The organism is Mycetohabitans sp. B46, assembly GCF_037389205.1.
Taxonomy (GTDB): domain Bacteria; phylum Pseudomonadota; class Gammaproteobacteria; order Burkholderiales; family Burkholderiaceae; genus Mycetohabitans.
This window is the reverse complement of sequence record NZ_JADBGL010000005.1, coordinates 227267-252477: the sequence shown is the minus strand read 5'-3', so window position 1 is coordinate 252477 and position 25211 is coordinate 227267. Positions and strand designations below refer to the sequence as shown.

The 25211-nt window shown below is 61.1% G+C and carries 21 protein-coding genes; 18 read left to right on the top strand and 3 right to left on the bottom strand.

Features of this window, described 5'->3' with window-relative positions; translation table 11 throughout:
• From IHE30_RS07875 to IHE30_RS07870, 3 genes are all read left to right on the top strand, one after another.
• The coding region (locus IHE30_RS07875; RefSeq protein WP_337689808.1) for an amino acid adenylation domain-containing protein at window positions 1-7435 on the top strand (7435 nt) is incomplete at its 5' end.
• Window positions 7436-7518: 83 nt separating this feature from the next.
• Window positions 7519-7686, top strand: coding sequence for an MbtH family NRPS accessory protein (locus IHE30_RS15150; RefSeq protein ID WP_443193625.1), 168 nt, complete (start codon window positions 7519-7521; stop codon window positions 7684-7686).
• A gap of 311 nt (window positions 7687-7997) precedes the next feature.
• Complete coding sequence (locus IHE30_RS07870) at window positions 7998-8207, top strand: DUF29 family protein (protein ID WP_337689807.1); 210 nt, start codon at window positions 7998-8000, stop codon at window positions 8205-8207.
• 62 nt (window positions 8208-8269) lie between these two features.
• On the opposite strand, the gene IHE30_RS07865 is transcribed toward IHE30_RS07870, so the two are convergent.
• Window positions 8270-9355 (bottom strand): hypothetical protein, encoded by a 1086-nt coding sequence (locus IHE30_RS07865; RefSeq protein ID WP_337689806.1) that lies wholly within the window; start codon window positions 9353-9355, stop codon window positions 8270-8272.
• Window positions 9356-10252: 897 nt separating this feature from the next.
• On the bottom strand, window positions 10253-10474 hold the full coding sequence (locus IHE30_RS15145) for a hypothetical protein (protein WP_443193624.1): 222 nt from the start codon (window positions 10472-10474) through the stop codon (window positions 10253-10255).
• Window positions 10475-10915: 441 nt separating this feature from the next.
• Between IHE30_RS15145 and IHE30_RS07855 the strand changes: the two genes are divergently transcribed.
• From IHE30_RS07855 to IHE30_RS07825, 7 genes are all read left to right on the top strand, one after another.
• On the top strand, window positions 10916-11332 hold the full coding sequence (locus tag IHE30_RS07855) for a hypothetical protein (protein ID WP_337689804.1): 417 nt from the start codon (window positions 10916-10918) through the stop codon (window positions 11330-11332).
• Window positions 11316-11702 carry a polysaccharide deacetylase family protein gene (locus IHE30_RS07850; protein WP_337689803.1) on the top strand — a complete coding sequence of 129 codons (387 nt, stop codon included), beginning with the start codon at window positions 11316-11318 and terminating at the stop codon, window positions 11700-11702. Before IHE30_RS07855 ends, IHE30_RS07850 begins: the two co-directional genes overlap by 17 nt.
• A gap of 142 nt (window positions 11703-11844) precedes the next feature.
• Window positions 11845-12087, top strand: a complete 243-nt coding sequence (locus IHE30_RS07845; RefSeq protein WP_337689802.1) for an H-NS family nucleoid-associated regulatory protein — start codon at window positions 11845-11847, stop codon at window positions 12085-12087.
• Entirely contained in the window at window positions 12084-12980 is an 897-nt protein-coding gene (locus IHE30_RS07840) for an alpha/beta fold hydrolase (RefSeq protein ID WP_337689801.1), read from the top strand. Before IHE30_RS07845 ends, IHE30_RS07840 begins: the two co-directional genes overlap by 4 nt.
• A gap of 38 nt (window positions 12981-13018) precedes the next feature.
• Window positions 13019-13822, top strand: coding sequence for a 4-hydroxy-2-oxoheptanedioate aldolase (gene hpaI, locus IHE30_RS07835; protein ID WP_337689800.1), 804 nt, complete (start codon window positions 13019-13021; stop codon window positions 13820-13822).
• 204 nt (window positions 13823-14026) lie between these two features.
• Window positions 14027-14368 carry a hypothetical protein gene (locus IHE30_RS07830; protein WP_337689799.1) on the top strand — a complete coding sequence of 114 codons (342 nt, stop codon included), beginning with the start codon at window positions 14027-14029 and terminating at the stop codon, window positions 14366-14368.
• An 88-nt stretch (window positions 14369-14456) separates the two neighbouring features.
• Window positions 14457-15281 (top strand): arylamine N-acetyltransferase family protein, encoded by an 825-nt coding sequence (locus IHE30_RS07825; protein WP_337689798.1) that lies wholly within the window; start codon window positions 14457-14459, stop codon window positions 15279-15281.
• Window positions 15282-15334: 53 nt separating this feature from the next.
• Here IHE30_RS07825 and IHE30_RS07820 read toward each other — a convergent pair whose 3' ends face one another.
• On the bottom strand, window positions 15335-16501 hold the full coding sequence (locus IHE30_RS07820; protein ID WP_337689797.1) for a glycosyl hydrolase: 1167 nt from the start codon (window positions 16499-16501) through the stop codon (window positions 15335-15337).
• 261 nt (window positions 16502-16762) lie between these two features.
• Between IHE30_RS07820 and IHE30_RS07815 the strand changes: the two genes are divergently transcribed.
• From IHE30_RS07815 to IHE30_RS07780, 8 genes are all read left to right on the top strand, one after another.
• Window positions 16763-19120, top strand: coding sequence for a bifunctional salicylyl-CoA 5-hydroxylase/oxidoreductase (locus IHE30_RS07815; RefSeq protein WP_337689796.1), 2358 nt, complete (start codon window positions 16763-16765; stop codon window positions 19118-19120).
• Window positions 19117-19920: an SDR family NAD(P)-dependent oxidoreductase gene (locus IHE30_RS07810; RefSeq protein WP_337689795.1), complete on the top strand. Its 804-nt coding sequence runs from the start codon at window positions 19117-19119 to the stop codon at window positions 19918-19920. The genes IHE30_RS07815 and IHE30_RS07810 overlap by 4 nt, the downstream gene beginning before the upstream one ends.
• On the top strand, window positions 19917-20420 hold the full coding sequence (locus IHE30_RS07805) for a MarR family winged helix-turn-helix transcriptional regulator (RefSeq protein WP_337689794.1): 504 nt from the start codon (window positions 19917-19919) through the stop codon (window positions 20418-20420). The genes IHE30_RS07810 and IHE30_RS07805 overlap by 4 nt, the downstream gene beginning before the upstream one ends.
• Window positions 20420-21271 (top strand): enoyl-CoA hydratase family protein, encoded by an 852-nt coding sequence (locus IHE30_RS07800; RefSeq protein ID WP_337689793.1) that lies wholly within the window; start codon window positions 20420-20422, stop codon window positions 21269-21271. The genes IHE30_RS07805 and IHE30_RS07800 overlap by 1 nt, the downstream gene beginning before the upstream one ends.
• Window position 21272: 1 nt before the next feature.
• Window positions 21273-22463: an acyl-CoA dehydrogenase family protein gene (locus IHE30_RS07795; protein WP_337689792.1), complete on the top strand. Its 1191-nt coding sequence runs from the start codon at window positions 21273-21275 to the stop codon at window positions 22461-22463.
• Complete coding sequence (locus IHE30_RS07790; protein ID WP_337689791.1) at window positions 22460-22936, top strand: acyl-CoA thioesterase; 477 nt, start codon at window positions 22460-22462, stop codon at window positions 22934-22936. Before IHE30_RS07795 ends, IHE30_RS07790 begins: the two co-directional genes overlap by 4 nt.
• Before the next feature lie 5 nt (window positions 22937-22941).
• Window positions 22942-23355: a RidA family protein gene (locus tag IHE30_RS07785; protein WP_337689790.1), complete on the top strand. Its 414-nt coding sequence runs from the start codon at window positions 22942-22944 to the stop codon at window positions 23353-23355.
• A gap of 157 nt (window positions 23356-23512) precedes the next feature.
• Window positions 23513-25180, top strand: a complete 1668-nt coding sequence (locus IHE30_RS07780) for an AMP-binding protein (RefSeq protein ID WP_337689789.1) — start codon at window positions 23513-23515, stop codon at window positions 25178-25180.
• Window positions 25181-25211 lie beyond the last annotated feature (31 nt).

Genomic DNA, 25211 nt, shown 5'->3' with positions numbered 1-25211 from the left:
ATTCGCGCATCAAGCGTACGAAGCACCGCAGGGCGAATGGGAGACCACGCTGGCCGAGATGTGGGCTGAGTTGCTCGGTGTCGAACGAGTGGGCCGACACGACAGCTTCTTCACGTTGGGTGGGCATTCACTGCTCGCGGTGCGCTTGATGAACCGGGTGGCTGCCCTGGGCATCGCATTGCCGCTGGCGACGTTGTTTGCTGCGCCGACGCTGGCCGGGTTCGCCGCGGCATTGGATGCGCAACGTACGGACAGCGCCGTGCTGCCCGAGATCACACCGGTGCCGCGCGAAGGCCATTTGCCGCTGTCGTTCGCGCAGCAACGGCTATGGTTCCTCGCGCAGCTCGACGGGGTGAGCGACACCTATCATATCCCGCTGGCGCTGCGCCTGCGTGGCACCTTGAACCGTGTCGCCTGGCAGCGAGCGCTGGATGGGCTGTGGACACGTCACGAAGCGCTGCGCTCAGTGTTTTTGAGCGTCGACGGTCAACCACAGGTGCAGCTGTTGCCGGCCGAGACAGGGATGCCGATGATCTGGCATGACCTGCGCGGCGAGCGCGACGCGCAGGCCCAACTGGTGCGACTGAGCGCTGAGGCGGCACAGGCGCCGTTCGACCTGGCCCGTGGTCCGCTGATCCGCGCCTGCGGGGTGCAATTGGCCGATGACGAGCACGTCATGCTGCTGGTGCAGCACCATATCGTGTCGGATGGTTGGTCAATCGGGGTGCTGGTGCGCGAATTGAATGCGCTATATCGTGCGGCCTGCGGGGAGTCGGCCGAGCCGTTGCCGGCACTGACGATCCAATATCCGGATTATGCGGCGTGGCAGCGGCAGTGGCTCTCGGGCGAGCGGCTGCAAGCGCAAAGCGAATATTGGCGCACGCGGCTGGCCGATGCACCGGTGCTGCTGACATTGCCCACTGACCGGCCGCGGCCGGCGCAGCAATCGTTCGCTGGGGCCTATGTGCCGATCCGGATCGATGCGCAAACCACCCGGGCACTGAAGCGCGTGAGTCAAGCGCACGGTGCGACATTATTTATGACGGTGCTCGCAGCGTGGAGTGCGGTGCTCGCGCGCCTATCGGGGCAAGACGATCTGGTCATTGGTACGCCCAGTGCGAATCGTCACCATCGTCAAATTGAGCCGTTGATTGGCTTCTTTGTGAACACGCTGGCGTTGCGGGTGGATCTGTCTGGTGAGCCGACGACGACGCAGCTGATTGAGCGGGTGCGGCGCACGGCACTGGAAGCGCAAGCGCATCAGGATCTGCCGTTCGAGCAGGTCGTCGAGATTGTGCAGCCACCGCGCCGGCTCGAGCATACGCCGCTGTTTCAAGTGATGTTTGCGTGGCAGAACAACGAGACTGAAGCGTGGCAGCTGCCGGAGCTGGACGTCACGTCAGCGCCCTTGTCTTATGACGTGGTCAAGTTCGATCTGGAGTTGCACTTACAGGAGGCAGAGGAAGAGATTGCGGGGAGCCTGGGCTATGCGACGGCGCTGTTCGACCGTGCAACGATCGAGCGACACGTTGGGTATGTGCAGACGATGTTGCAAGCGATGGCGGCAAACGAGCCGCAACCCGTGACCCGTGTTGAGTTGCTGACGCCGGCTGAGCACACGTTGTTGCTCGAGACGTGGAATGCGACGCAACAGGACTATCCAGCCGATCAGTGCATTCACCAACTATTTGAAGCGCAAGTGGAGCGCACGCCCGAGGCGACGGCGCTAGTCTATGAGGATCAGGCGCTGAGCTACGCTGAGTTGAATGCGCGGGCGAACCGCCTGGCGCATCAGTTGATCGAACTGGGCGTGCAGCCCGATGCACGGGTGGCGATCTGCGTGCAGCGTAGTCCCGCGATGGTCATCGGGTTGCTGGCGATCCTCAAAGCCGGGGGAGGCTACGTGCCGCTTGATCCGACGTATGCGGGCGAGCGGCTCGCGCATATCGTGCAGGATGCGGCACCGGACATGGTGCTGGCCGATGCGGCGGGCCGGGCGGCACTGGGTGACGCAGCCGTGGCCGATCGCACCGTGCTCGATCCGAACAGTCTGCCGCCGCAGCCGCAGACGAATCCGTCGGTGCCGAGCCTAACGCCCCATCATCTGGCGTATGTGATCTATACGTCCGGTTCGACCGGTATGCCCAAAGGGGTGATGGTCGAGCACGCGCAGGTGGTGCGGTTGTTTGAGGCGACACAACCTTGGTATCACTTCGACGAGAACGATACTTGGTGTCTGTTTCACTCGTTTGCCTTTGACTTTTCCGTATGGGAGCTTTGGGGCGCATTGCGTCATGGTGGCAAGCTCATCATCGTTCCCCATCAGATGGCTCGTTCCCCGCAAGACTTCCACCGATTAGTCTGTGAACAGGGCGTCACGGTATTGAATCAAACCCCAAGTGCGTTCAAAGCATGGATTGCCAGCCAAGCGCAAAGCCCCTTAAGGGATCAGCTGCGCTATGTGATTTTTGGTGGAGAAGCGCTGGAGCCCTCCATCTTGCAAGCGTGGTATGCGACACGCGCAGAGCAGGGCCCGCAACTGGTGAACATGTATGGGATTACTGAGACGACCGTGCATGTGACGTACCGGCCGCTTCGACCTGAGGATAGTACGCAAGGGGGCAGTCCGATTGGCGTGCGCATCCCTGATTTGAAGATCTATGTGCTCGACGCCTATCAGCAGCCGGTGCCATTAGGCGCAGTCGGCGAGCTATATATTGGTGGCGCAGGGGTGGCGCGTGGCTACTTGAATCGTCCGGAGCTGACGGCAGAGCGCTTCGTGCGCGATCCGTTCACGGCCGAGCCCGATGCGCGCATGTATAAGACGGGGGATTTGGCGCGGTATTTACCCGATGGGAACTTGGAGTTCCTGGGCCGCAATGACCACCAAGTCAAGATTCGCGGCTTTCGCATTGAGTTGGGCGAGATTGAAGCCTGTCTGACTCAGCACGCGCAGGTGCACGACGCGGTGGTGCTGGCGAGGGGCGAAGGGCAAGCTAAGCGGCTAGTCGCGTATGTGGTGGCCGAGCCCGATGACGCGTTAGCGGGCAACTTGCGCACGCATGTGTCAGCCGCGTTGCCTGAATATATGGTGCCCAGTGCGTTCGTGCGGCTCGATGCGTTGCCGCTCACGCCCAATGGCAAGCTGGACCGGCGTGCGCTGCCAGCGCCCGATGGGCAGGCGTTTGCGCATCAAGCGTATGAAGCGCCGCAAGGTGAGGTGGAGACCACGCTGGCCGAGATTTGGGCCGAGTTGCTGGGTGTGGAGAGAATCAGCCGTCACGACAGCTTCTTTGCGTTGGGTGGGCATTCACTGCTGGCGGTGCAGCTCATTGAGCGCCTGCGCCGTCGCGCTCTAGGGTTGTCCGTGCGGGCGTTGTTCGATACGCCGGTGCTCAGCGCGTTGGCCCAGTCACTGAGTCAGCATCGTGAAGTGGCGGTGCCGCCGAATCGCATCACACCAGAGACGACAGCGCTGACACCAGACTTGCTGCCGCTGATCGAGCTGACGCAGGCCGAGATCGATCGCATTGTCGAGCAAGTGCCGGGTGGCGTGGCGAACATCCAGGATATCTATGCACTCTCGCCGCTGCAGGACGGCATCCTGTTCCACCATCTGCTGGCCACGCAGGGTGATCCGTACCTGGCGATTGCACAACTCGCCTTCGACACGCGAGCGCGGCTCGATCAGTATCTGGACGCAGTTCAGCAGGTGGTCAATCGGCACGACATTTTGCGCACCGCGTTTGTCTGGGAGGGGCTGTCCAAGCCCGCGCAAGTGGTCTGGCGTCACGCGCCGCTGTCGGTAACCGAGATCACGTTGGAGGCGAAGGATGGACCGATTGCCGAGCAACTGGCGCAGCGCTTTGATCCGCGCCACACGCGGCTGGATCTGAGGCAAGCGCCGCTGCTGCGTTGTGCGATCGCCCAGGACACGGACGGTCGCTGGTTAATGGTCCAATTGCAGCACCACCTGATCGATGACGTTTCCTCGCTCAAGATCATGCATGCGGAAGTGCGGGCGTTTATCGAAGGAAAGGGCGAGGCGTTGCCGGCAGCGCAGCCGTTCCGCAATTTGATCGCGCAGGCGCGACTGGGCGTCAGTCAAGCTGCCCACGAGCGTTTCTTCACCGAGCAGCTTGCCGACATTGAGGAACCGACGTTGCCGTTTGGTCTGTCGCAGGTGCATTGCGACGGTGCGCAGGTGCGCGAAGTGCACCGGATGTTGCCGCAGGCATTGAACGATCGGCTGCGCGCGCATGCTAAACGGCTGGGCGTGAGTCTAGCGAGCCTGTGCCATCTAACGTGGGCACAGGTGCTCGCGCGCGCCAGTGGCCAGCAAAGGGTGGTGTTTGGTACGGTGCTATTTGGCCGGATGCAGGCCGGTAGCGGTGCCGACAGTGCGATGGGGCTGTTTATCAATACGCTGCCACTGCGCGTAGACTTGGCCGGCAGCGTGGAGGCAGCCGTGCGCGCCACGCATGCGCGGCTGGCGGCGCTGCTCGAGCATGAGCATGCGTCGTTGGCCCTGGCGCAGCGCTGTAGTCGCGTGCCGGCGGGCACGCCGTTGTTTAGCGCGCTGCTGAACTATCGGCATAATGCGCTCAGCACAGATGAGCACAGCATGCTGCCCGGCGTCGAGTGGCTCAGTGCCGAAGAGCGTACCAATTACCCATTGATGCTGTCGGTCGAAGACTTCGGTCATGCGCTGGGGTTGACCGCGCAGGTCGTGGCGTCGTTGGATCCGGATCGAGTATGTGGGTATATGCAGCAGGCGCTGCACAGTTTGGCCGAGGCGCTCGAGACGAGGCCAGAATGGTCGATTGGACAATTGGAGATATTGCCCAATGAGGAGCGGGAGCAGCTGCTGCAGGCGTGGAACGCGACGCAGCAGCCCTATCCGTCGCACCTGTGCGTGCATCAGTTGTTCGAGGCGCAGGCGCAGCGCACGCCTGAGGCGACGGCGTTGGTCTCTGAAGATCAGGCAGTCAGTTACGCCGAGCTGAATGCGCGAGCCAATCGTCTCGCCCATCAGTTGATCGAGTTGGGCGTCCAGCCCGATGCACGTGTGGCCATTTGTGTCGAGCGCTCACCGGCGATGGTGGTGGGACTGCTCGCGATTTTAAAGGCCGGCGGCGCGTACGTGCCGTTGGACCCCGCGTATCCGGGCGAGCGTCTTGCGCATATCCTTACGGACGCGGCACCCGCCATTGTGCTCGCGGATGCAGCGGGTCGGACCGCACTGGGGGACGCGGTGCTCGCGTCGCGCACGGTGCTGGATCCGCATAGCGTGCCGCAGCGGGCGGAGACCAATCCAGCGGTAAATGGCCTCATGTCTCATCATCTTGCGTACGTGATCTATACCTCTGGCTCCACGGGTAAGCCCAAGGGGGTGATGGTCGAGCACCGCAATGTGGTCAATTTCTTGACCGCCATGTCGTCATCACCCGGTATAACAAGCGATGACCGTTTGCTGGCCGTGACTAGCATCGCTTTTGATATCGCTGGCCTGGAGTTGTATTGGCCGATGAGCCAGGGTGCGACGGTGGTGATGGCGAGCCGTGATGAGGTCACTGACCCGGTCAAGCTGCACAATCGGATCATTGAACAACGCATCACGGTGATGCAAGCCGTGCCGTCCGTTTGGCGGGCATTGCTAGAGCTACCCGAGCCAATGCTTAACCTAAAAATATTATGCGGCGGAGAAGCCTTACCTTCGAGTCTGTCTATCCGGCTGGGTCGCGCGACGGGAGGATTGTGGAATCTGTACGGTCCTACGGAGACGACCATTTGGTCCTCTGCCTTGCAATGGGTGGGTCCACGCGACACGGATGGACCCACTGTGCCCATTGGCCGGCCTATCGCGAACACGCAACTCTACGTGTTGGATGCATACGGCCAGCCGGTGCCGTTGGGCGCAGTCGGGGAGCTGTATATTGGTGGCGCAGGCGTCGCGCGGGGTTATCTGAACCGTCCGGAGCTGACCACTGAGCGTTTTGTGCGCAATCCCTTTTCTCAAGAAGCCGATGCGCGGATGTACAAGACAGGGGATTGGGCACGTTATTTACCCAACGGCAATCTGGAGTTCCTAGGCCGCAATGATCATCAAGTCAAGATTCGCGGCTTTCGGATTGAGTTGGGCGAGATCGAAGCGTGCCTGGCTGCCCATCCACGGGTGCGCGACGCGGCGGTGCTTGCGCGTGGTGAGGGCGTCAATCAGCGGCTGATCGCCTATGTGGTCGCTGAGGAAGATGAAACGCTCACCAGTGTGCTGCACGCGCATCTGGCGGCCAACTTGCCCGACTATATGGTGCCGGCCGCATTGGTGCGGCTCGATGCGTTCCCGCTCACGCCGAACGGCAAACTCGATCGGCGTGCGTTGCCCGCGCCGGATGAGAATGCGTTGGTGCGTCAAGTGTATGAGGCGCCACAAGGTCAGTTCGAGACGGCGCTCGCAGCGATTTGGACCGAACTGCTGGGCGTCGAGTGTGTCGGCCGGCACGATAGCTTCTTTGCGCTCGGCGGGCACTCACTATTGGCGATGCACTTGATGAGCCGTGTTCGTGATGTGCTTGGAGTGGAACTGGCCATTCGCACCCTGTTCGAGGCACCGACTCTCGCAGGTTTGGCACAACGCTTAGTCGAGCAGCAGGGAAGCCAAGAAAGCTCATTTGGTGTGCTGCTTGCGCTCAAACCTCAAGGTAGTCGTCCTCCGCTTTTTTGCATCCATCCCGCCATGGGGCTGAGCTGGAGCTATATGGGCTTGTTGCCTCACTTGGATAGTGATCAGCCCCTCTATGGCTTGCAAGCGCGTGGATTCGACGGAACAGGGACGCTTGCCTCCACGATTGAGGCGATGGCGTCGGACTATCTTGAGCAGATTCGCCGCATTCAGCCTCAAGGACCGTACCACCTATTAGGATGGAGCTTAGGGGGCATGGTGGCTCACAGCATGGCGGTGCAGCTGGAGCAGCAAGGTGAGTCAGTGGCATTACTGGCGTTGTTGGATAGCCATCCCAACCCCGGCGTGTTGGATGATGTGCCCGAATTTGATGAAGCGGCCCATTATGCTGCGCTGGTGGCGCAGTATGGTGAAGAATTGATTTCGGCTATGGATGAATCGCTACGGCGGAACGCTTGGGAAATCGCGAAAAACCATCACCGTATTTTGAGAAACTTTTCTCCGCCCATCTATGGTGGCAACGCGCTTTTCTTCCACACAACCCTAGTGGACGATGCCTCTCCCACGCTCGTACCTCGCGATGCATGGCAACCTTATGTACGTGGGAATATCGAGATTTACGATGTCCATTGCGTCCATAGAGCACTGCTCGAACCGGAACCAGCCGCTGCAATCGGTCGTGTGATAGCGAGGAAGCTAAATGAATTGGCAGATCAACGGCGCGAATCGGCGTATCCTGTGGCACAAGCTTGATGTCTAGCGCGGGTGTTTATCCCCGGAAAATGAATAGGAGAATTGAGTATGAGTGAAGCATGGGATGATTCAAGTGGTCTGTCGTGGTGGCCGTGAATGCCGAGCCTCACCACGCGCTGTGGCCCAGTTTTGTCGATGTGCCAGCAGGCTGGCAAACTGGGCATGGAACCGCTATGCTTCAGGCGTGTTTGGACTATGTCCACATCCATTGGATGCCGATGCGCCTGAAAAGCTTGGCGAAAATTGAGTAGAGGAAATGGGTGACCATACCCTCCCTTTTTGTGCGCCAGCGTGGACTGCTTCGCCTATATCGCTTATGAGCTTGTATGGGCAGAGCATCCCGATGGCGTTTCAAGACTGGTGTAACGCGCAGCGTCACGCTCGTATTGCCGTGACACTGCTGCGCAAAAACGCATGGCGACGGCAGGGCAAAGGTTCAGGGCGGTATATTGATACGGGGGCATACCATGCTGCGGCTTTCGCGGGGCGGGCCTGAATAGTACGAGGTACTATCCCGCGGTTGGCAAAATGGGGGACCGAAAAGCAGATAAAAAAGTGACCTATGGCAACGAGTTATGACAAGGACGTGGTGGCATGGGCCAATGAACAGGCCGCGCTGCTGCACGTCGGGAAGTTCTCGGCCCTGCATATCGAGCACGTTGCGCAGGAGAGCGAGGCCGTGGGCAAGAGCAAACAACGTGGACGGGGCAGCTGCATGGTCGTGCTGCTTGCACATTTTGCTAATGCTGTTCAAGCATTGTCAATGGCGTGACATTTGAAAAGTTAAAAGTCAATATCGCTCGCTCGATGACCGATGACGGGCCGCTTCCCGTATCAAGACAGTAGCTTACTCAACGCCCGCTTCAACTCGTCGCTTTCTTGGGTCTTTGGGATCTCCCTTTTTATATGGGTTTTATAAGTGGGTTTTATTTCCTTGTCGTTAAAAAATTCTTTCAATAATTTATCAGAGTGAGCCTGATAGGCAGGATTTGCAATGATTTGCGCCAAGCTCACCGGATCCGGCCGCTTTCTCTCCCAAATGGCAAACTCTTTAAATGCTGTAACAACTGAATCATGATATGAATGTTTTTTAATAATATCGATTGCCAGTTTATCGTCCGCATGTAACTGCGCATCCAAGTTTCGGTAGATTTTAACTTTTGATCCTGACAAAAAATTTTTTATTGCGCCATTGATGATTTTTTTATACGATTTATTGGCGCTTAGCTTGTAACATTCAGTGATTAAGTCTATCATATCTGGCTTTGCATATTTTGCCATGCAATCAAGTTTATCCTTTTGATTGTAGGTGGTGGAAAACCACCGTGCCAATGATCTTAAGGCAGATTTTTCTTTAGCTGTCAAATGCGGAGCCTGTTGAAGTATCGCTTTATCGTTTCGCGTCGAAGATTGCCTCGCCAACCAGAACGCAATCATTTCGCGTTTGACCTGAGTATCTATCGCTGCGGGAACAGGGACTGTGGCAACCCCCGGCAAAACGATGCCGTCCAACGCACACTCGCACTCCCATGCCTGCAACTTTTGTAGCCACCGGATTGAGGCGCCGATGGTCGCAGCGTCATATTGGACGCCGCACCCGCCTACCGGCTTGGCTTGATAGCGAGTGAGTAATTGCTGTTGGTGAAGGTCTGACAGCTGACCGTCTTCAAGCCGTGCCAGCACGTTGGTCAGGCTTTGCTCGGGCTGTTCCATCAGCCATTCCGATAGCCCTTTTAGGTTACGCACGTGCCGCTCTATAGTATTTTTTTTCAATGATTTATCCTCATCCTGTGAGTCGCAATAGGCAGCCAAGCGCGCGGACAGATCTTGGAGAAGCGCGGCGTCTTGAGGATTAGGGCGAAACAGGTAGCCTTTAGCGCGGGTAGCTTTGACTAAGCCGGCTGGCGTGGTGCGGGCCACGTCTGGCGGCGAGCCCTCGGAGGGCCATTCGGCTCGCCGCGCCGGCGTTGACGCCATAGGCGATGTGGGACGCCGGCCCGATCCGACCTGGACCGTCTGGTGCCACGTCATGCCATACGCGTGGTGGCTCTCCGGCAGCGTATGCAGTCCGCGCCGATCGCTGGAGGACCAACTCAGGATCGGTAGCGCGTGCCCGCTCATCGAACGCGGAGTCGGTCGCTGGACGGGTTGCGGTGCCGGCGCTTCGGCCCTATTATCCATCTCGGTTCGAGGCAAGCTCGGATCCGATGCGTGAGGAGCAAATAAGTAACGAGTATCCATGATCGGCTTGTCAGCCGCACGGCGGCTGCCTGCTGTGAAAAAAAGGTGAGCCTATTGTTGCGGCACGCGCCGCGCGACGCTGACAGACAGCCGAAGCCAGGACATGCCATGCGAGCATTCTGGCGGCAAACGATAAGGTAGGGCAGGCTCCAAAGTGGTCAACCCGTGCTTTCCTTCTGCCAGTCTCATTCCGGTTCTGCGCTGCCCCCCTCATAGTCTTTCACAGTCAGTGCCGATTCAACAGCGCGCTCTTGGGGGCGGCGTCTATATTCTGGCACTTCGATAGTGCCAGTCCTGTCGGAACACAAGATCGGCTAATTGAAACTTTCGACTTTACGCCGCGAGTCTGCCCGCCTTTTCGTCCCAATAGCGTGGGTGTCTCAATGCCAGCACTCATGCATCGACGATCGGTGCCCGCAGAGCGCTTCAACATCCGCTGTCGGTCCCAACGAGTTGTTAAAAGTGCGTGCCTAAATCCGCAACAGGGGCGAGTTGCGCAGTTGCGCGAAGCGCTTAAATGCCTCGCGCGCAAGACACGGGCACTGGCGCGGCCGCGACGATGAGCGGCCGCTTCGGTCACATCCAGTGCTGTAGGCCGAAATCGAACAGCAGGACGACGGCAGAGCAAAACACGCCGCACAGCAAATTGGCGATGCGATGCCCGAAGTCGCGATGGCGGCTGAGCGCAGCACCGATCAAAAACACGATCTCGGTTGCCACCTGCAGCCCGAACCAGGCGAGCATCACGGTGTACTCGTACCCCATTGAATTGAAGTTGGCAAAGTTCATGCCGTGCATATATATCCATGAGCCTACCCGCCATACTTCGTAGAGCAATAGCACTGCGGGGAATAGGTAGCTTGCGATATAGGTCGGCATCGTTGCATGTCGCAACTCGAAGTGGTTCTCGTGCCGCAAGAGATGGGTCGTGAACCGCATGATCTGCTCCTTTAGATATTCAACTTGTCACGTTATGGGCGGCACACAGCGTGCGTGCGCCTGATTTAACTTTAGGAAGCCTGCGCAAAGGTTTCAATGCTGCAACGCAGCATCATGCTGCGACACGCGGCAGCGGACATAAAGATGCGGCGTTGAGCAAGACGGTGATGCGACGCGGGGGCCCAACTTGCGTCAAGGTGCGCCGGGACGCGGAATGGGCGTTGCACTGCAGCAGATGCCATGCAAGCAGTGACCGCAAAATGCAAGCGGTGGCCAGTACGCGCAGTCGTTGGACAGACTGTGAGCCGGGCTGTCCTACACGACGGGGAATGCGTCGCCATCAACGCTGGATGCCCACCTGCCCTATCTGGCGCGCATCTGCGACATCGTGCCGTTGGACGCGTTAAGCCAGCCGAGCCGCGGCCGACCATTTTTCTGTGCAGCGGCGTCATCGAGCATCGCGCCGCACATTGGTGGATGCATCCGGCCGCCGCTGGTACAGATATCGAAAGGTTAAAGCGGCTGCCAAACCGCGAGCGCCTCGCACAATTGCACGAGCGCGGCTACCACGGCGCGGAGCTGCGGCAAGTCTTGCCGGTGCTGACGGGCGACGGGCTGCCGGAGGAGTCAATGAACGCACACGAGGGTCGCGATGGCGCCGCGCCGACCGGGCTTAGCGTGCGGCAAGTCAAGCAGATAGATGCGCGCGCGGGTTGACTTTCAGTCCCCTACGCGTTTTCATCCGATCCTAACCTGTTGCGACGACGCCGAATGCGAGCAGGAGATTACCGGCTCCCGGCGGGACATCGAACGGTTGATCGGCCGGCCCTGTGTGCAGGTTGCCTACCCGAACGGCAACTATGGGGAAAGGGAGATCCGGCTGTTGCGCGCGGCCGGCTACCGCACCGCCAGAACATGCGACGTCGGCTGGAACGATGACGCGACCGATCCGTTCAGGTTGCATGCCATCGATATCCATGACGACTCGTCGCTGGCATGGTTTATCGCGCAACTGACGGGGATTCCATTGTTCCTACGCTATGCGCGGCACGGCGGCGGCTGGCGCGGCCGCAAGCCCCAATTTTAACCCGTGCGACCGGCGTCAGTCGGCGGCTTGATCGGGATTTCGCAAAGCGCGTTAAAATAGTGGTTGAAGCGCCTCCTCTGTGCCACCGGCGTACGCTCGCCGGTTCGCCGTGCAGCTTGCGCGAACAATGATTTTCCCCTATATGGACGAACAGAAGAGACAGCGAATCATTGCGTATATTCACCATCGGATGGACGAGTATGGCATTTCCATTGAGCGTCTGGCCGAAGCCCTCGCTGAAGAGGAAAAGAAAATAAAGCCGATATTGTTTCGTGATGCGTATGGCAACGCATGGGATGGTGAAGGAGACATGCCTGATTGGCTCAAGCGCGCGGTGCATGCTGGGCAGTCGACTGAGCACTTCATGGTCGAGCCGGAGCAATGACCGGCGTATCTCCAGTGCCGCGCGCGACGCCGACGTGCGTGATGCCGCCTGTGCAGACCATTACGCTGGCTGATGGAGCAAGCGTTGCTTTCGCGCAGGCGGGCAGTGGCGAGCCGATCGTGCTGGTTCACGGTTCGCTGTGCGATTATCGGTATTGGGAGCCGCAGTTCGCGCCGCTGGCGTCGACGCATCGCGTGCTATCGCTCAGCCTCGGGCACTACTTCCCGACGCGTGAGCTGAATCGTGCGCTGCCGTTCAGTTGGGGTGTGCATGTACAGCAGATTGCCGCGTTCATCGACGAGGTCGTGCGTGAGCCGGCGCATGTGGTCGCGCACTCCCGTGGCGCCTACCTTGCGTTTCATCTTGCCCGCCGCTTTCCCGACCGGTTGCGCAGCGTGACACTGGCCGACCCGGGTGGTGCCGTTCAAGATAGTGATGCGCCAGGCGCGCAGACGGCGGGTAAGGACAACCCGCTGCGTGCCCGCGCCGTGGCGCTGATCGAGCAGGGCGAAGTGGACGCTGGCCTGGCATTGTTTGTCGACTCGGTCAGCCGTCCAGGGTCGTGGGCGCAAAGCCCGTACGGGTTCAAGGCAATGGCGCGCGACAACGCCCATACGCTGCGGCCACAAATGGCGGAGCGGATGCCGGCCTTTGCCGCACACGAGGCCGGCGCAATCACGGTGCCGGTCCTGCTCGTCGGCGGGGAGAAAAGCCCTTCGATCTTTCATCGGAACATCGAATGGCTGCACCAACGTATCGACGGTGCCAGCCAAACGACGATTACCGGCGCCTCGCACGGAATGAACTTGGCGCACCCGCGCGCATTCAATCGCGCGGTACTGGACTTCGTCAATGCGCAAGGCCAGGCGCAGTCGTCCGGAAACGGTATATAGGTAATATACTGATTCATTGCCTCGACCGGCCGGCTCCCATGAAACTCCCTGTCAATCCATTCAAACGTGCATTGGCCGAGGGCCGCGTGCAAATCGGCCTGTGGGTCGGCTTAGCGCATGCCTATGCAGCCGAGGTCGTGGCCGGCGCCGGCTTCGACTGGCTGCTGCTTGACGGCGAGCACGCCCCGAACACCGTTCCGTCGATACTGGGACAACTCCAAGCGGTGGCGCCGTACGCGTCGCATCCGATTGTCAGGGCGGCGTGGAACGATACGGTGTTGATCAAGCAGATCCTGGATATTGGCGCACAGACCGTGCTGTTACCGATGGTGCAGGACGCACAGGAGGCGCGACGCGCAGTGGCAGCGACCCGCTATCCGCCGCGCGGTGTGCGTGGCGTTGGCAGTGCGCTTGCGCGCGCGTCGCGCTGGAACCGCGTGACCGACTACTTGAAGCATGCCGACGACGAGCTTTGCGTACTGGTGCAAATCGAGAGCGCGCAAGGATTGCGCCATCTCAACGATATTGCCGCCGTCGAGGGGGTGGACGGGGTGTTCATTGGTCCGGCCGACCTGTGTGCGGACCTGGGCCACCTGGGGGAGCCTGAGCATCCGCAGGTGAGCGCGGCGATCGAAGCGGCGATCCAGCAGATTCGTGCGGCCGGCAAAGCGCCTGGCATCCTGATGTCTGAGGAGGCACTCGCGCGCCGCTATATCGAATTGGGCGCGCAGTTTGTCGCGGTCGGCGTGGATACGACGTTGCTGGCGCGTAGTGCCGACGCGTTGGCCGCGCGTTTCAAGCACGCGCTGCCCAAACCGGGGGCGCACGGCGGCGTGTATTGAGATAGAGGCGTGCAGCGGGCGGATCTCGCGCGCCTGCCCCTGATCAGCCGCGAGCCTGCGTTTGGCCTGCGACAGTGAGGACGAAAACGGGTGGCCGGCTGCGCGCGGTGATTCGTTCACGCCGACGCCACAGCCCGCTATGCAACGGGCTGTGGGCACCGGCCGTGCTACTGTTGGGAGGAACGGACCCAACCGGGAGATGGGATGACCAAGCCTTTCGTTTCGATGTTTGTTGCGCTCGCTTTGAGCGGCTGCGTGTTGATGCAGCATAATCCCGACGCTGGCGAACCCGAGAAGGTTGCCTCGACTGGGCGCAGCACGCAGGAGGTGATCGCGTGCATGACCGATGCTGCGAGCCGGCATCATGCGTCATTTCGCGCGTCGCCGATTCCCCAGGGCCAGATGTTGGATTTCGGTGACTCCAACATCGTGAAAATCCGTATCGACGACGATGGCAGTACGAGCTTCCGGTTCTATCCAGGCCAGCGCCATCCGGGCAACCTTTGGATCGAGGGCGCAGCGCGTCAGTGCGCGGATACGCCATGACGGTCCGTTGCAATGCGGTGGCGGGAACCTGTTGGCAGGGTCGTGCCGAGGGCAGGCTCGTGCGCGCGTTGCGCGATGGTGCACTGTGATGGCTGAGCGCGTCGATCTTGCCGCCTATTTCGAGCGTATTGGCTATGCCGGGGCGGCGCAGTCGACGCTTGAAGTGCTGAGTGGGCTGCACGCGCTGCATCCACGAGCGATTCCGTTCGAGAATCTCGATCCGTTGCGTGGCGAGCGCGTACGGCTGGACCTGGATCGGATCCAGCAAAAACTGGTGACCGGCGGCCGAGGCGGCTACTGCTTCGAGCACAACACGCTGTTTGGTGCGGTGCTCACTGAATTAGGTTTCGATGTGACGCCGATGCTTGCGCGCGTCTTATGGCGGCACGACGGTGCCGACGTGACGGCCAAGTCCCATCTGCTGTTGCATATCGCGCTACCTGAAGGGCCGTTCGTCGCCGATGTCGGTTTTGGTGCCGTCACACTGACGGCGCCGTTGCGGCTGGCCGCGGACACCGTTCAGCCGACGCCATTTGAGCCGGCTCGGCTCATCGGGCAGCCTGTGCTGCAACAGGGCTACGACCTTGAAGTAGCGCTGGGTTCGCGCTGGCAGAAGGTCTATTGGTTCGAGCCGCGACCCACGTATCGAATCGACCATGAGATGGCCAATTGGTACACCTGCGCCCATCCCGATTCCCATTTTGTCCACGAATTGAACGTGTGCCGCATCGTCGGCGACGTGCGTGCCGTGCTGCGCAACGATCGGCTCACGTTGCGCTTGCGTGACGGCAGCGATCAGCGGCGGCGGCTGGCCAGTGCCGCCGAGTTGGCGGAGTGCCTGACCGGCACGTTCGGTATCAATATTGACGGCATGGATATCGACGCGTTGTTTGAAAAAGTACGTGAGCCATGATCGGCGCGGGCATGGTGGTTGGGCAGGCTGCTCTGCAAATGTATTTGCGCTCCCTACGGCATCGCGTGCGTCGCAATGAACCGCTTAATTACATCATAGCGATGCTTGCGGACGGTACCGTCGTTGCCCAACAAGCCGTAGTTTCCATCGCCACCGTACGCCTCATCGTCAAGCAATTCATACAACGTAACGTTCTGAATATTGTACTGCTTAGCATACTGAATTAAGCCGCCGAGCGCATTTGGCCCAACCAGGTAGGCTGCCGATGCCTGTTCGCTCGCGCCCGGTCGGACACCTAGTTCGGTGATCCAGATTGGCTTGCGGTACGTCTCGTGCAAGCGCCTGAGCACGTTGACGCCTCGCGCGGCGGTGATGTCCCCCATGTCCGAATACCAATGCCATGCGGTGATGTCCCACTTCGGGATCCGGTGCCCTCGGGAGCCGTCGGGTTGCGTGCCGGTGTACAGCATGTCCAGGAAACCGAAATGTAGCCACCCTAGCGGGCACATCACGATCGTGGCGGAGGGGTTGGCGCGCTTTATCCCGTCAATCATGCCGAGAATCGAGCCACGAGCCTTTTGAAAAGAGGCATTATCATAGTCGTCCGGACTGCTGCCCTGTCCGCGGCGAATGCTGACATTCTCATACTCGTTACCCACCTGGTAATACTGGACGACGCCCTTGAGCGTCGTGGCGACCATCATTCCTAGTTTTAATCCGTCGCGGTAGGCTGCGTCCTCGTTGGCGTAGGCATTCAGATCGGCGGTCAGCGCAGCAAAGACGCCGATGCATTGTTTTTTTGCCAGTTTAGCAATTCGAAGAACCTTTTGTGTGCTGGCGTAATCGAAAACATCGTGCCCGTACATCGTCATACCCAGTTCCTTGATATGACGGAGTTGCTGTTCGTAACTCATCTTGTCGTACACGCCTCCTTGCCCGACGTGACCGCCAATACCGTAGAAAATTCCTTTGCTGCCATTACCGCACAGGATGGTGGGGGGCACAGCCAGGGCCGGCGTGTCCGTCGGTCTACCAGATTTCACGGCGGCGCCGGCCAGGGCCGACGGGATGGCCGCTACTGTCATGTCGCCCGCCTTCAAAACAGGCAAGTGAGAGGCGACATCCCCGTCGGTTTGATCGCTGAAGGCCATTTGGAGTGTCGTGCCGGCCAACGTCACAATTGCGATCCCCGCCAACAAGTAAGAAGAAAAACGTCTCATTCGATGCCTTTCGATACGCGCATCAGACATGCTACTGTGCGCGAACATTGGAACGATGTACGCGAAACCACAAAATGCCAGTGGTGAGTCGCTGACACGGCACAAAAGTGGCGGTGCCCTCGTACGGGCGTTGTGGGATGGTCAGCAAGTGCGTTGCTGCCGTCACCAGCCCCCGGCCGGGCCGTCGGTAGTTTGCTTGACACCTAAAATATTTAAGGGTAGAGTAATTTTCATAGTATGATCCAAACGGGGATGGAACCGATGCGAATTGTCTGTATTGGTGGGGGCCCCGCGGGCCTGTACTTCGCGCTGTTGATGAAAAAGCGCAATCCGGCGTATGACGTGACTGTCATCGAGCGCAACCGGCCCTACGATACATTTGGCTGGGGCGTAGTGTTCTCCAACCAAACGCTGGATAATCTGCGCGTGGCCGATGCGTCGAGCGCGGATGCCATTCTCGATTCGTTTCACCATTGGGACGACATCGAGATTCATTTCAAGGGCCGCACGATCCGCTCGTCCGGCCATGGTTTTTGCGGTATTGGCCGCAAGCGGCTGCTGAACATCCTGCAGGAGCGTTGCGAGGCGCTTGGCGTCAAGCTTGTGTTCGAAACCAACGTGACGAACGACGAGGCTTACGATGTAGACCTGATCATTGCGAGCGACGGCGCAAACAGCGTGATGCGCGCGAAATACGCAGCCACATACCAGCCGGATATTGACATGCGCCGCTGCCGCTTCGTCTGGCTCGGCACGCGCAAGCGCTTTGACGCGTTTACGTTCGTATTCGAGCAGACACAATGGGGCTGGTTTCAGGCGCACGCCTATCGCTTCGACGATGAGACCTCGACGTTCATCGTCGAGACGCCGGATGAGGTGTGGCGTGCCGCCGGCCTGGACGAAATGAGCAAGGAGGCTGGTATCGCGTTTTGCGAGCGGCTGTTCGCGAAATACCTGGATGGCCATGCGCTGATATCCAATGCCCATCACTTGCGCGGCTCCGCGCAGTGGATCCGTTTCCCGCGCGTCGTCAACGCACAATGGGTGCACCATAACGGCCGCGCACCGGTGGTGCTGATGGGCGACGCGGCGCATACCGCGCATTTCTCGATCGGCTCTGGCACGAAGCTCGCGCTGGAGGACGCTATCGAACTGGCTGATAGCATCGACGCCCATCGAGGGGACCTGCCGGCGGCGTTGACGCACTACACGCAGCAGCGCAGCGTGCAGGTGTGGCGCATTCAGAATGCGGCGCGCAATTCGACCGAGTGGTTCGAGAACGTGTCACGCTATACGTCGCTCGCGCCGGAGCAGTTCGCCTACTCGTTGCTCACGCGCTCGCAGCGCATTTCGCACGAGAACCTGCGCGAGCGTGATGCACGCTATGTCGAGGGCTTCGAGGACTGGTTCGCTGCACAAGCGGGTGTCGAGCGCGTGTCGGGCAAACGCTCCATTGCGCCGATGTTCACGCCGTTCACAGTACGCGGCGTTACGTTGAAGAACCGCGTGATGGTCTCGCCGATGGCGCAGTATTCGGCGCACGAGGGCACGGTCGGCGATTATCATCTCGTGCACCTGGGCGCGCGTGCCATGGGCGGCGCGGCGCTCGTGATGACGGAGATGACGTGCGTGTCGCCGCAGGGCCGCATCACACCCGGCTGTCCGGGCCTGTACGCGCCGGCGCACCTGCCAGCGTGGCGGCGGATCGTCGATTTCGTCCATCTGCACTCCGATGCGAAGATCGGCGTGCAGATCGGGCATGCCGGCGCGAAGGCCTCCACCCGGGTGGCCTGGGAGGGCATCGGCCAGCCGCTGCTGGACGGCAATTGGTCCATCGTGTCCGCGTCCCGGCAGCAGTATTTAAAGGGCGTCAGCCAGTGGTCGCGAGAAGCGACACGCGACGACTTGTGCGAGATTCATGAGCAGTTCGTGCGTGCGGCCGCGATGGCGCGAGAAGCGGGTTTCGACTGGCTCGAGCTGCACTGCGCGCACGGTTATCTGCTGTCGAGCTTCATCTCGCCGCTGACGAACCAGCGCACGGACGAGTACGGCGGATCGATGGAAAACCGTCTTCGGTTTCCGCTCGAGATCTTTGCCGCCGTGCGTGACGTCTGGCCGCAACACCTGCCCATGTCGGTTCGGATCTCCGCGCATGACTGGGTCGATGGTGGCATCACGCCCGACGACGCGGTGCTAATTGCACACGCTTTCAAGGCGGCGGGCGCGGACTTGATCAATGTGTCGTCGGGGCAGGTCAGCAAGCAGGAAAAACCCGTTTATGGACGCATGTTCCAGACGCCGTTCGCGGACCGCATTCGCAACGAAGCGGGGATTGCGACGATTGCTGTCGGCGCGATCTCGGAAGCGGACCACGTCAATAGCATTATCGCGGCCGGTCGCGCAGACCTGTGCGCGGTGGCCCGACCGCATCTAGCGAATCCGGCATGGACGTTGACCGAGGCGGCCAAGATCGGGTACCTGGATGTACAGTGGCCGAAGCAATATGCCGCGGCGAAGACGCAACTGGAGCGCAGCATCGAGTGTGAACGGCGGCAAACCGCGAAGGGTGCCGGACTGAGCGCGGTGGAGCGCGCGCGGCGTGCCGAGGAGAGTGTATGACGGGAGTCGCACTGCAAGGGCGGCACGCGGTCGTGACTGGCGGCGGCAGTGGTATCGGCGCCGCTTGTGCGCAGGCGCTCGCGCGCAGCGGGGCGCGGGTGACCGTGATGGGACGTGATCGGAAGCGCTTGTGTGAGCAGCTCGGGCGGTTAGTATCGACGCACGACGCTCACGCGCGGCCGGCGCCGTGCGCGCAAGCTGTCGCAGTGGACGTCACGCAAGCTGATTCGGTCGACACCGCATTTGCGATAGCGAGTGCCGCCTTCGGTCCGGTTGACATCCTGGTGAACAACGCTGGGCACGCACAAGCGGCGCCATTTAGCCGGACCGATCCGGCATTGTGGCAGCGCATGCTTGACGTAAATCTGGGCGGCGTGTACCTGTGCACGCGTGCGGTCATCGACTCGATGGTTGAGCGCCGGGATGGGCGCGTGATCAATATTGCGAGCACCGCAGGCCTCGCGGGTTATGCCTACGTAGCTGCATACTGCGCAGCCAAGCACGGCGTGATCGGGTTGACGCGCGCACTGGCGCTCGAATATGCGGCCCATGGCGTGACGGTGAACGCGGTTTGCCCCGGCTACACGGACACGCCGCTGCTACGCGAGTCGATCGCGCAGATCGTGGCGAAGACGGGCCGTGACGAGGCGGATGCGCGGCGCGAACTGCTACGCGCCAATCCGCAAGGCCGCTTTATCGCGCCCGACGAGGTCGCGGACACGGTGCTGTGGCTGTGCTCGCCAGGTGCCCGCTCGATCAATGGCCACGCAGTGTCGGTCAGTGGCGGGGAGGTGATGTGAGCCGCAGCAATCTCGACAATGTCGGCGACTTGGAACTGAGGAGTGGCGCCAGCAGCCATATGGGCCTGCGTCTGTGGCTGCGGCTATTGACCACGACCAACCTGGTGCAGACGGCGCTGCGCAAGCGATTGCGCGCCGAGTTTGATACGACCCTGCCGCGTTTTGATCTGATGGCGCAACTCGAGCGTCATCCGGATGGGTTGAAGATGAGTGAGCTGTCGCGACGGCTGATGGTGACCGGCGGCAACGTCACAGGCATCACGGACCAGCTTGAGAAAGAAGGGCTGGTCACGCGCACGGAGGATCCGAATGATCGCCGCGCGTATACGGTCCGGTTGACACCGTCAGGGCGCACGTTGTTTGACCGGATGGCGGTCGCGCACGAACAATGGATCGTCGAACTGCTTGGCGGGCTGGACTTGGACGAAAAGGCGAGAGTGCACCAGAAGCTGGGCAAGCTCAAAAGCCATCTATTGGATACACTGAAGCGAGATGCATGATGACAAAGACCGCTGACGCAGCGCTCGTCTCCGGCAACCGGACGACGCTTGCGGATTATCGCGCGCAGCATTTCCTGTGGCAGGTCGATGGCAAGGTCGCGACGATCGTGCTGAACCGGCCCGAGCGCAAGAACCCGTTGACCTTCGCATCCTATGCCGAACTGCGCGACCTATTCCGTGCGCTCACGTATGCGACGGACGTTAACGCGGTCGTGGTGCATGGCGCGGGCGAGAATTTCTGCTCCGGTGGCGACGTGCACGACATCATCGAACCGCTGATCGACCTGCCGATGCCGGAATTGTTGATGTTCACGCGGATGACTGGCGATCTCGTCAAGGCGATGCGGCACTGCCCGCAGCCGATCGTCGCCGCGATCGACGGCGTATGCGCGGGTGCCGGCGCGATCGTCGCGATGGCGTCGGACCTGCGGTTGGGCACGCAGCGCAGCAAGGTGGCGTTCTTGTTTACGCGGGTAGGGCTAGCCGGATGTGACATGGGCGCCTGTGCGCTGCTGCCGCGCATCATCGGGCATGGCCGCGCGTCGGAGCTGCTGCTCACGGGCCGCGCGATGAGCGGCGATGAGGCGCACGCGTGGGGTTTCTACAACCGGGTCAGCGAACCCCAGGCGCTGCTTGCAAAGGCAGCCGCGCTCGCCACGGAACTGGCAAGCGGTCCGACCTTCGCGCATGGCATCACGAAGAAGATGCTGCACCAGGAATGGAATATGGGCATCGACGAGGCGATTGAGGCCGAGGCGCAGGCGCAAGCGATTTGCATGGCCACGCGCGACTTCGGGCGGGCCTACGAGGCGTTCGCCGCCAAGCAGCGGCCGGTTTTCGAGGGGGACTGACGTGGCCAGCCTGAACCACGTCGAATGGCCATTTTTCGATGATCACCATCGCAAGCTCGCGCCGCGCATCGATGCGTGGGCCCAAAACCATCTGCACGAGGCGCACGGCGCCGATACGGACGCCACGTGCCGGGCGCTGGTGCGCCAGCTTGGTGCGGCCGGCTGGCTGCGCTATGGCATTGGCGGTGTCGCGTACGGTGGCCATGGCGATGCGATCGACACCCGCGCGCTGTGCTTGCTGCGCGAGATCCTTGCCTCGCACTCGGGCTTGGCCGATTTCGCGCTCGCGATGCAGGGGCTGGGTTCTGGGGCGATCTCGCTGGCCGGCACCGAAGAGCAGAAGCGTCGTTATTTGCCCAGGGTGGCCGCAGGTGACGCGATTGCGGCATTCGCGTTGTCCGAGTCGCAAGCGGGCTCCGATGTCGCGGCGATGTCGCTGACGGCGCGTGCTGACGGCGATGACTTCGTGCTCGACGGCGACAAGACATGGATCTCCAACGGCGGGATTGCCGATTTCTACGTGGTGTTCGCGCGTACCGGCGAGGCGCCGGGCGCCCGCGGCATCTCCGCTTTTGTGGTTGACGCGCAGACACCCGGGTTGACGATTGCCGAGCGGATCGAGGTGATCGCGCCGCATCCCCTTGCGCGCTTGCATTTCGACGGCGTGCGCCTCTCGCGCGCACAGCGGCTCGGCGCACCCGCGCAGGGCTTCAAGCTGGCGATGCGTACGCTGGATATTTTCCGGACCTCGGTGGCGGCAGCGGCGCTCGGTTTCGCACGCCACGCGTTGCAGGAAGGGTTGCAGCGCGCGGCGACGCGGCGCATGTTCGGCCAGACGCTCGGCGACTTCCAGTTGACGCAAGCCAAGCTTGCCCAGATGGCCACGACAATCGACAGCGCTGCATTGCTCGTGTATCGCGCCGCATGGCTGCGCGACCAGGGCCGCAACGTGACGCGCGAGGCCGCGATGGCGAAGATGAGCGCGACCGAGGGCGCGCAGCAGGTGATCGACGCAGCGGTGCAGCTGTGGGGTGGCCAGGGTGTCACGCTCGGTACGCCCGTCGAGCAACTGTACCGCGAGATCCGCGCGCTGCGTATTTATGAAGGTGCCACCGAGGTGCAGCAGTTGATCATCGGCCGTGACCTGTTAAAGCAGGCGCGTGACGCGCTCGCCATAGGAGAGGCGAAATGACAGCTTCAACGCTGCCCTCGCAGGGAGCGGCACAAGCGGGCGGCATCGTCTTCGAGCGGCCACAGCAAGTTCGCTTCGCGCATTGCGATCCGGCTGGCATCGTGTTTTTCCCTCAATACCTGGTGATGACTAATGGCCTGGTCGAGGACTGGTTCAACGAAGGCTTGCAGATTGACTACGGTGCCTTCGTGACGACGCGACGCCTTGGGCTGCCAATTGTCAAGCTCGATTGCGAATTCGTCGCGCCGAGTCGCATTGGCGATACGTTGACGCTGTCCCTATCGGTGTTGGCCGCCGGTCGCAGTTCGCTGCGACTGTCGATCAGCGGCTCGGCGCACCAGCAACTGCGCTTCCGAACCGAGCAAATACTGGTCTCGACATCGCTCGATACGCATCGCTCGATCCCGTTGCCGTCCGATGTACTTGCAGGGCTGCAACGTTATCTGCCGCAAGCGGCGCAACCTAGGAACTGACGCAGATGAAACGAGTACTTCAGCCCACGGGTTGGGCCAAGCCGCGCGGCTACGCAAACGGTGTGGCGACAAACGGCACGCAAGTCTACATTGCCGGGCAGATTGGCTGGGACGCCGAGTGCGTATTGCGCGCGCACGATTTTGCCGGCCAGGCGCGACAAGCGCTGGCCAACCTGATGGCCGTGCTCGAGCAGGCCGGTGGTCGCGGCGAGCACTTGGTGCGTATGACCTGGTACGTGACCGACAAGCGCGAGTATTTAGCAGCAGCTAAGGAAGTGGGGACCGCGTTCCGCGAGATCGTCGGCCACTACGACATCGCGATGAGCGCGATCCAGGTCGTGGCATTGATCGAGGACGACGCAAAGGTCGAGATCGAGGCGACCGCGGTCATCCCCGACGACGAGGCCATGCACGGCTAGCAGGGAGCGGCCTTGTCGACTCGCGGGGGATATGTGCGAGCCGGCGCGCTCAACCAGAACCACTGGCTAAAGTCTTGGCTAGGAACCACGGGCTGGCATCCTAGGTCAATGCTGGGTCGGGCAGCCGTGCTGCTTGATTTCTAGGAGACAAGTAGTGATGGAACAGTCCGCTCATCTCGATACCTTTGCCCGCGACCACTTGCCGCTGCCGGAGCAATGGCCTGAATTGTTGCTTGACAATCCCGACATTGCCTATCCGGCGCGCCTCAATTGCGCGGTCGAGTTGCTCGATCGCGCGGTTGAGGCGGGCCACGGCGAACGCTGCGCGGTCTGGTCGAATCGAGAGGGTGAGCGGCACGCGACCAGCTATCGCGAATTGCAGGCGCTGGTGAACCGTACCGCCAGGGTATTGACGCAGGACATGGGGCTGGTGCCCGGCAACCGGGTACTGCTGCGCGGGCCGAACACGCTGGACATGGCGGTGATGTGGCTAGCCGCAGTGAAGGCGGGCCTCGTGACGGTGCCAACGATGCCGCTGCTGCGTGCGAAAGAACTCAAGCAGATCATCGACAAGGCGCAGATCGCCGCCGCGCTATGTGACGTGCGACTGGCCGAAGAAATCGAGTCTTGCCGCACACCCGGACACGAGCACTTCTGTGCGACGCTGAAGGATGTGCGCTTTTTCCACCATGACGCCCCGGATTCGATTGATGTGCTGGCGCGCGCCAAGGCTCCCGAGTTCGACGCGTGCGATACCGCGAGCGACGACGTTTGCCTGATTATCTTTACCAGTGGCACAACCGGAGCACCAAAGGGCTGCATGCATTTTCACCGCGAGGTGCTTGCGATCTGCGATTTGTTCTCCCGTCATTTGCTTAAGCCTCGAGCCGACGACATATTTTGTGGCACGCCGCCGTTGGCCTTTACGTATGGCCTGGGCGGACTGCTGTGCTTTCCGCTGCGTGTTGGCGCATCGACTGTGCTGATCGAGAAGTTGACGCCGGACAGCTTGCTGGCCACGATCGAGCGCTTTCGCGCGACGAGGGTCTTCACCGCGCCGACCTTCTATCGGCAGATGGCGCCGCTGGCTGCCCGGCACGATATCGGGTCGCTGCGTAGCAGCGTGTCGGCTGGCGAAGCGCTGCCAGACGCAACGCGCCAGGCGTGGAAACAGGCGAGTGGGCTGGAGATGGTCGATGGTATCGGCAGCACCGAAATGCTCCATATCTTCGTCGGCAGCGCCGGTGCGGATGTGCGGCGCAACGCCATCGGCAAGGCGGTGCCCGGCTACGTGGTGCAGGCACTGGACGACCAGATGCAGCCGGTGCCACCGGGCATGCCGGGCAAGCTTGCCGTGAAGGGCCCGACCGGCTGCAAGTATCTCGCTGACGAGCGGCAGGCGAAAGCCGTGCGCAACGGCTGGAATCTATCGGGTGATACCGTGGTAATCGATGAGGATGGCTACGTATTCTATCAAGGGCGAGCTGACGACATGATTATCTCGGCCGGCTACAACATTGCGGGGCCGGAAGTCGAGGGGGCGCTGATGCAGCACCCGGCCGTGGCCGAGTGCGGTGTGGTTGGCGTGCCCGACGGGGAGCGAGGGCAAATTGTCAAGGCGTTCGTCATCCTGGCGGCGGGGTACGAGCCTGGAGACGCGTTGGTTTCGCAATTGCAGGCGCATGTGAAACAGACGATCGCGCCATACAAGTATCCGCGCAGCATCGTGTTTACCGACGACTTGCCGCGTACCGAGAGCGGCAAGCTGAGGCGGTTCGCATTGCGCGAGGCGTCGGTCAGCCTGGCGAGCAGCGCGGCGGCTTAGGCGTCGCTAGAGCCGAGTGCGGCGAGGCACG

Bases quoted from the DNA above. Each gene is read 5' to 3' on its own strand.
- IHE30_RS07870 (WP_337689807.1), top strand. From the start codon at position 7,998: ATGGCAACGAGTTATGACAAGGACGTGGTGGCATGGGCCAATGAACAG.
- IHE30_RS15145 (WP_443193624.1), bottom strand. From the start codon at position 10,474: ATGCACGGCATGAACTTTGCCAACTTCAATTCAATGGGGTACGAGTAC.
- IHE30_RS07850 (WP_337689803.1), top strand. From the start codon at position 11,316: ATGCGCGCGCGGGTTGACTTTCAGTCCCCTACGCGTTTTCATCCGATC.
- IHE30_RS07845 (WP_337689802.1), top strand. From the start codon at position 11,845: ATGGACGAACAGAAGAGACAGCGAATCATTGCGTATATTCACCATCGG.
- IHE30_RS07840 (WP_337689801.1), top strand. From the start codon at position 12,084: ATGACCGGCGTATCTCCAGTGCCGCGCGCGACGCCGACGTGCGTGATG.
- hpaI (WP_337689800.1), top strand. From the start codon at position 13,019: ATGAAACTCCCTGTCAATCCATTCAAACGTGCATTGGCCGAGGGCCGC.
- IHE30_RS07830 (WP_337689799.1), top strand. From the start codon at position 14,027: ATGACCAAGCCTTTCGTTTCGATGTTTGTTGCGCTCGCTTTGAGCGGC.
- IHE30_RS07825 (WP_337689798.1), top strand. From the start codon at position 14,457: ATGGCTGAGCGCGTCGATCTTGCCGCCTATTTCGAGCGTATTGGCTAT.
- IHE30_RS07820 (WP_337689797.1), bottom strand. From the start codon at position 16,501: ATGAGACGTTTTTCTTCTTACTTGTTGGCGGGGATCGCAATTGTGACG.
- IHE30_RS07815 (WP_337689796.1), top strand. From the start codon at position 16,763: ATGCGAATTGTCTGTATTGGTGGGGGCCCCGCGGGCCTGTACTTCGCG.
- IHE30_RS07810 (WP_337689795.1), top strand. From the start codon at position 19,117: ATGACGGGAGTCGCACTGCAAGGGCGGCACGCGGTCGTGACTGGCGGC.
- IHE30_RS07800 (WP_337689793.1), top strand. From the start codon at position 20,420: ATGACAAAGACCGCTGACGCAGCGCTCGTCTCCGGCAACCGGACGACG.
- IHE30_RS07790 (WP_337689791.1), top strand. From the start codon at position 22,460: ATGACAGCTTCAACGCTGCCCTCGCAGGGAGCGGCACAAGCGGGCGGC.
- IHE30_RS07785 (WP_337689790.1), top strand. From the start codon at position 22,942: ATGAAACGAGTACTTCAGCCCACGGGTTGGGCCAAGCCGCGCGGCTAC.
- IHE30_RS07780 (WP_337689789.1), top strand. From the start codon at position 23,513: ATGGAACAGTCCGCTCATCTCGATACCTTTGCCCGCGACCACTTGCCG.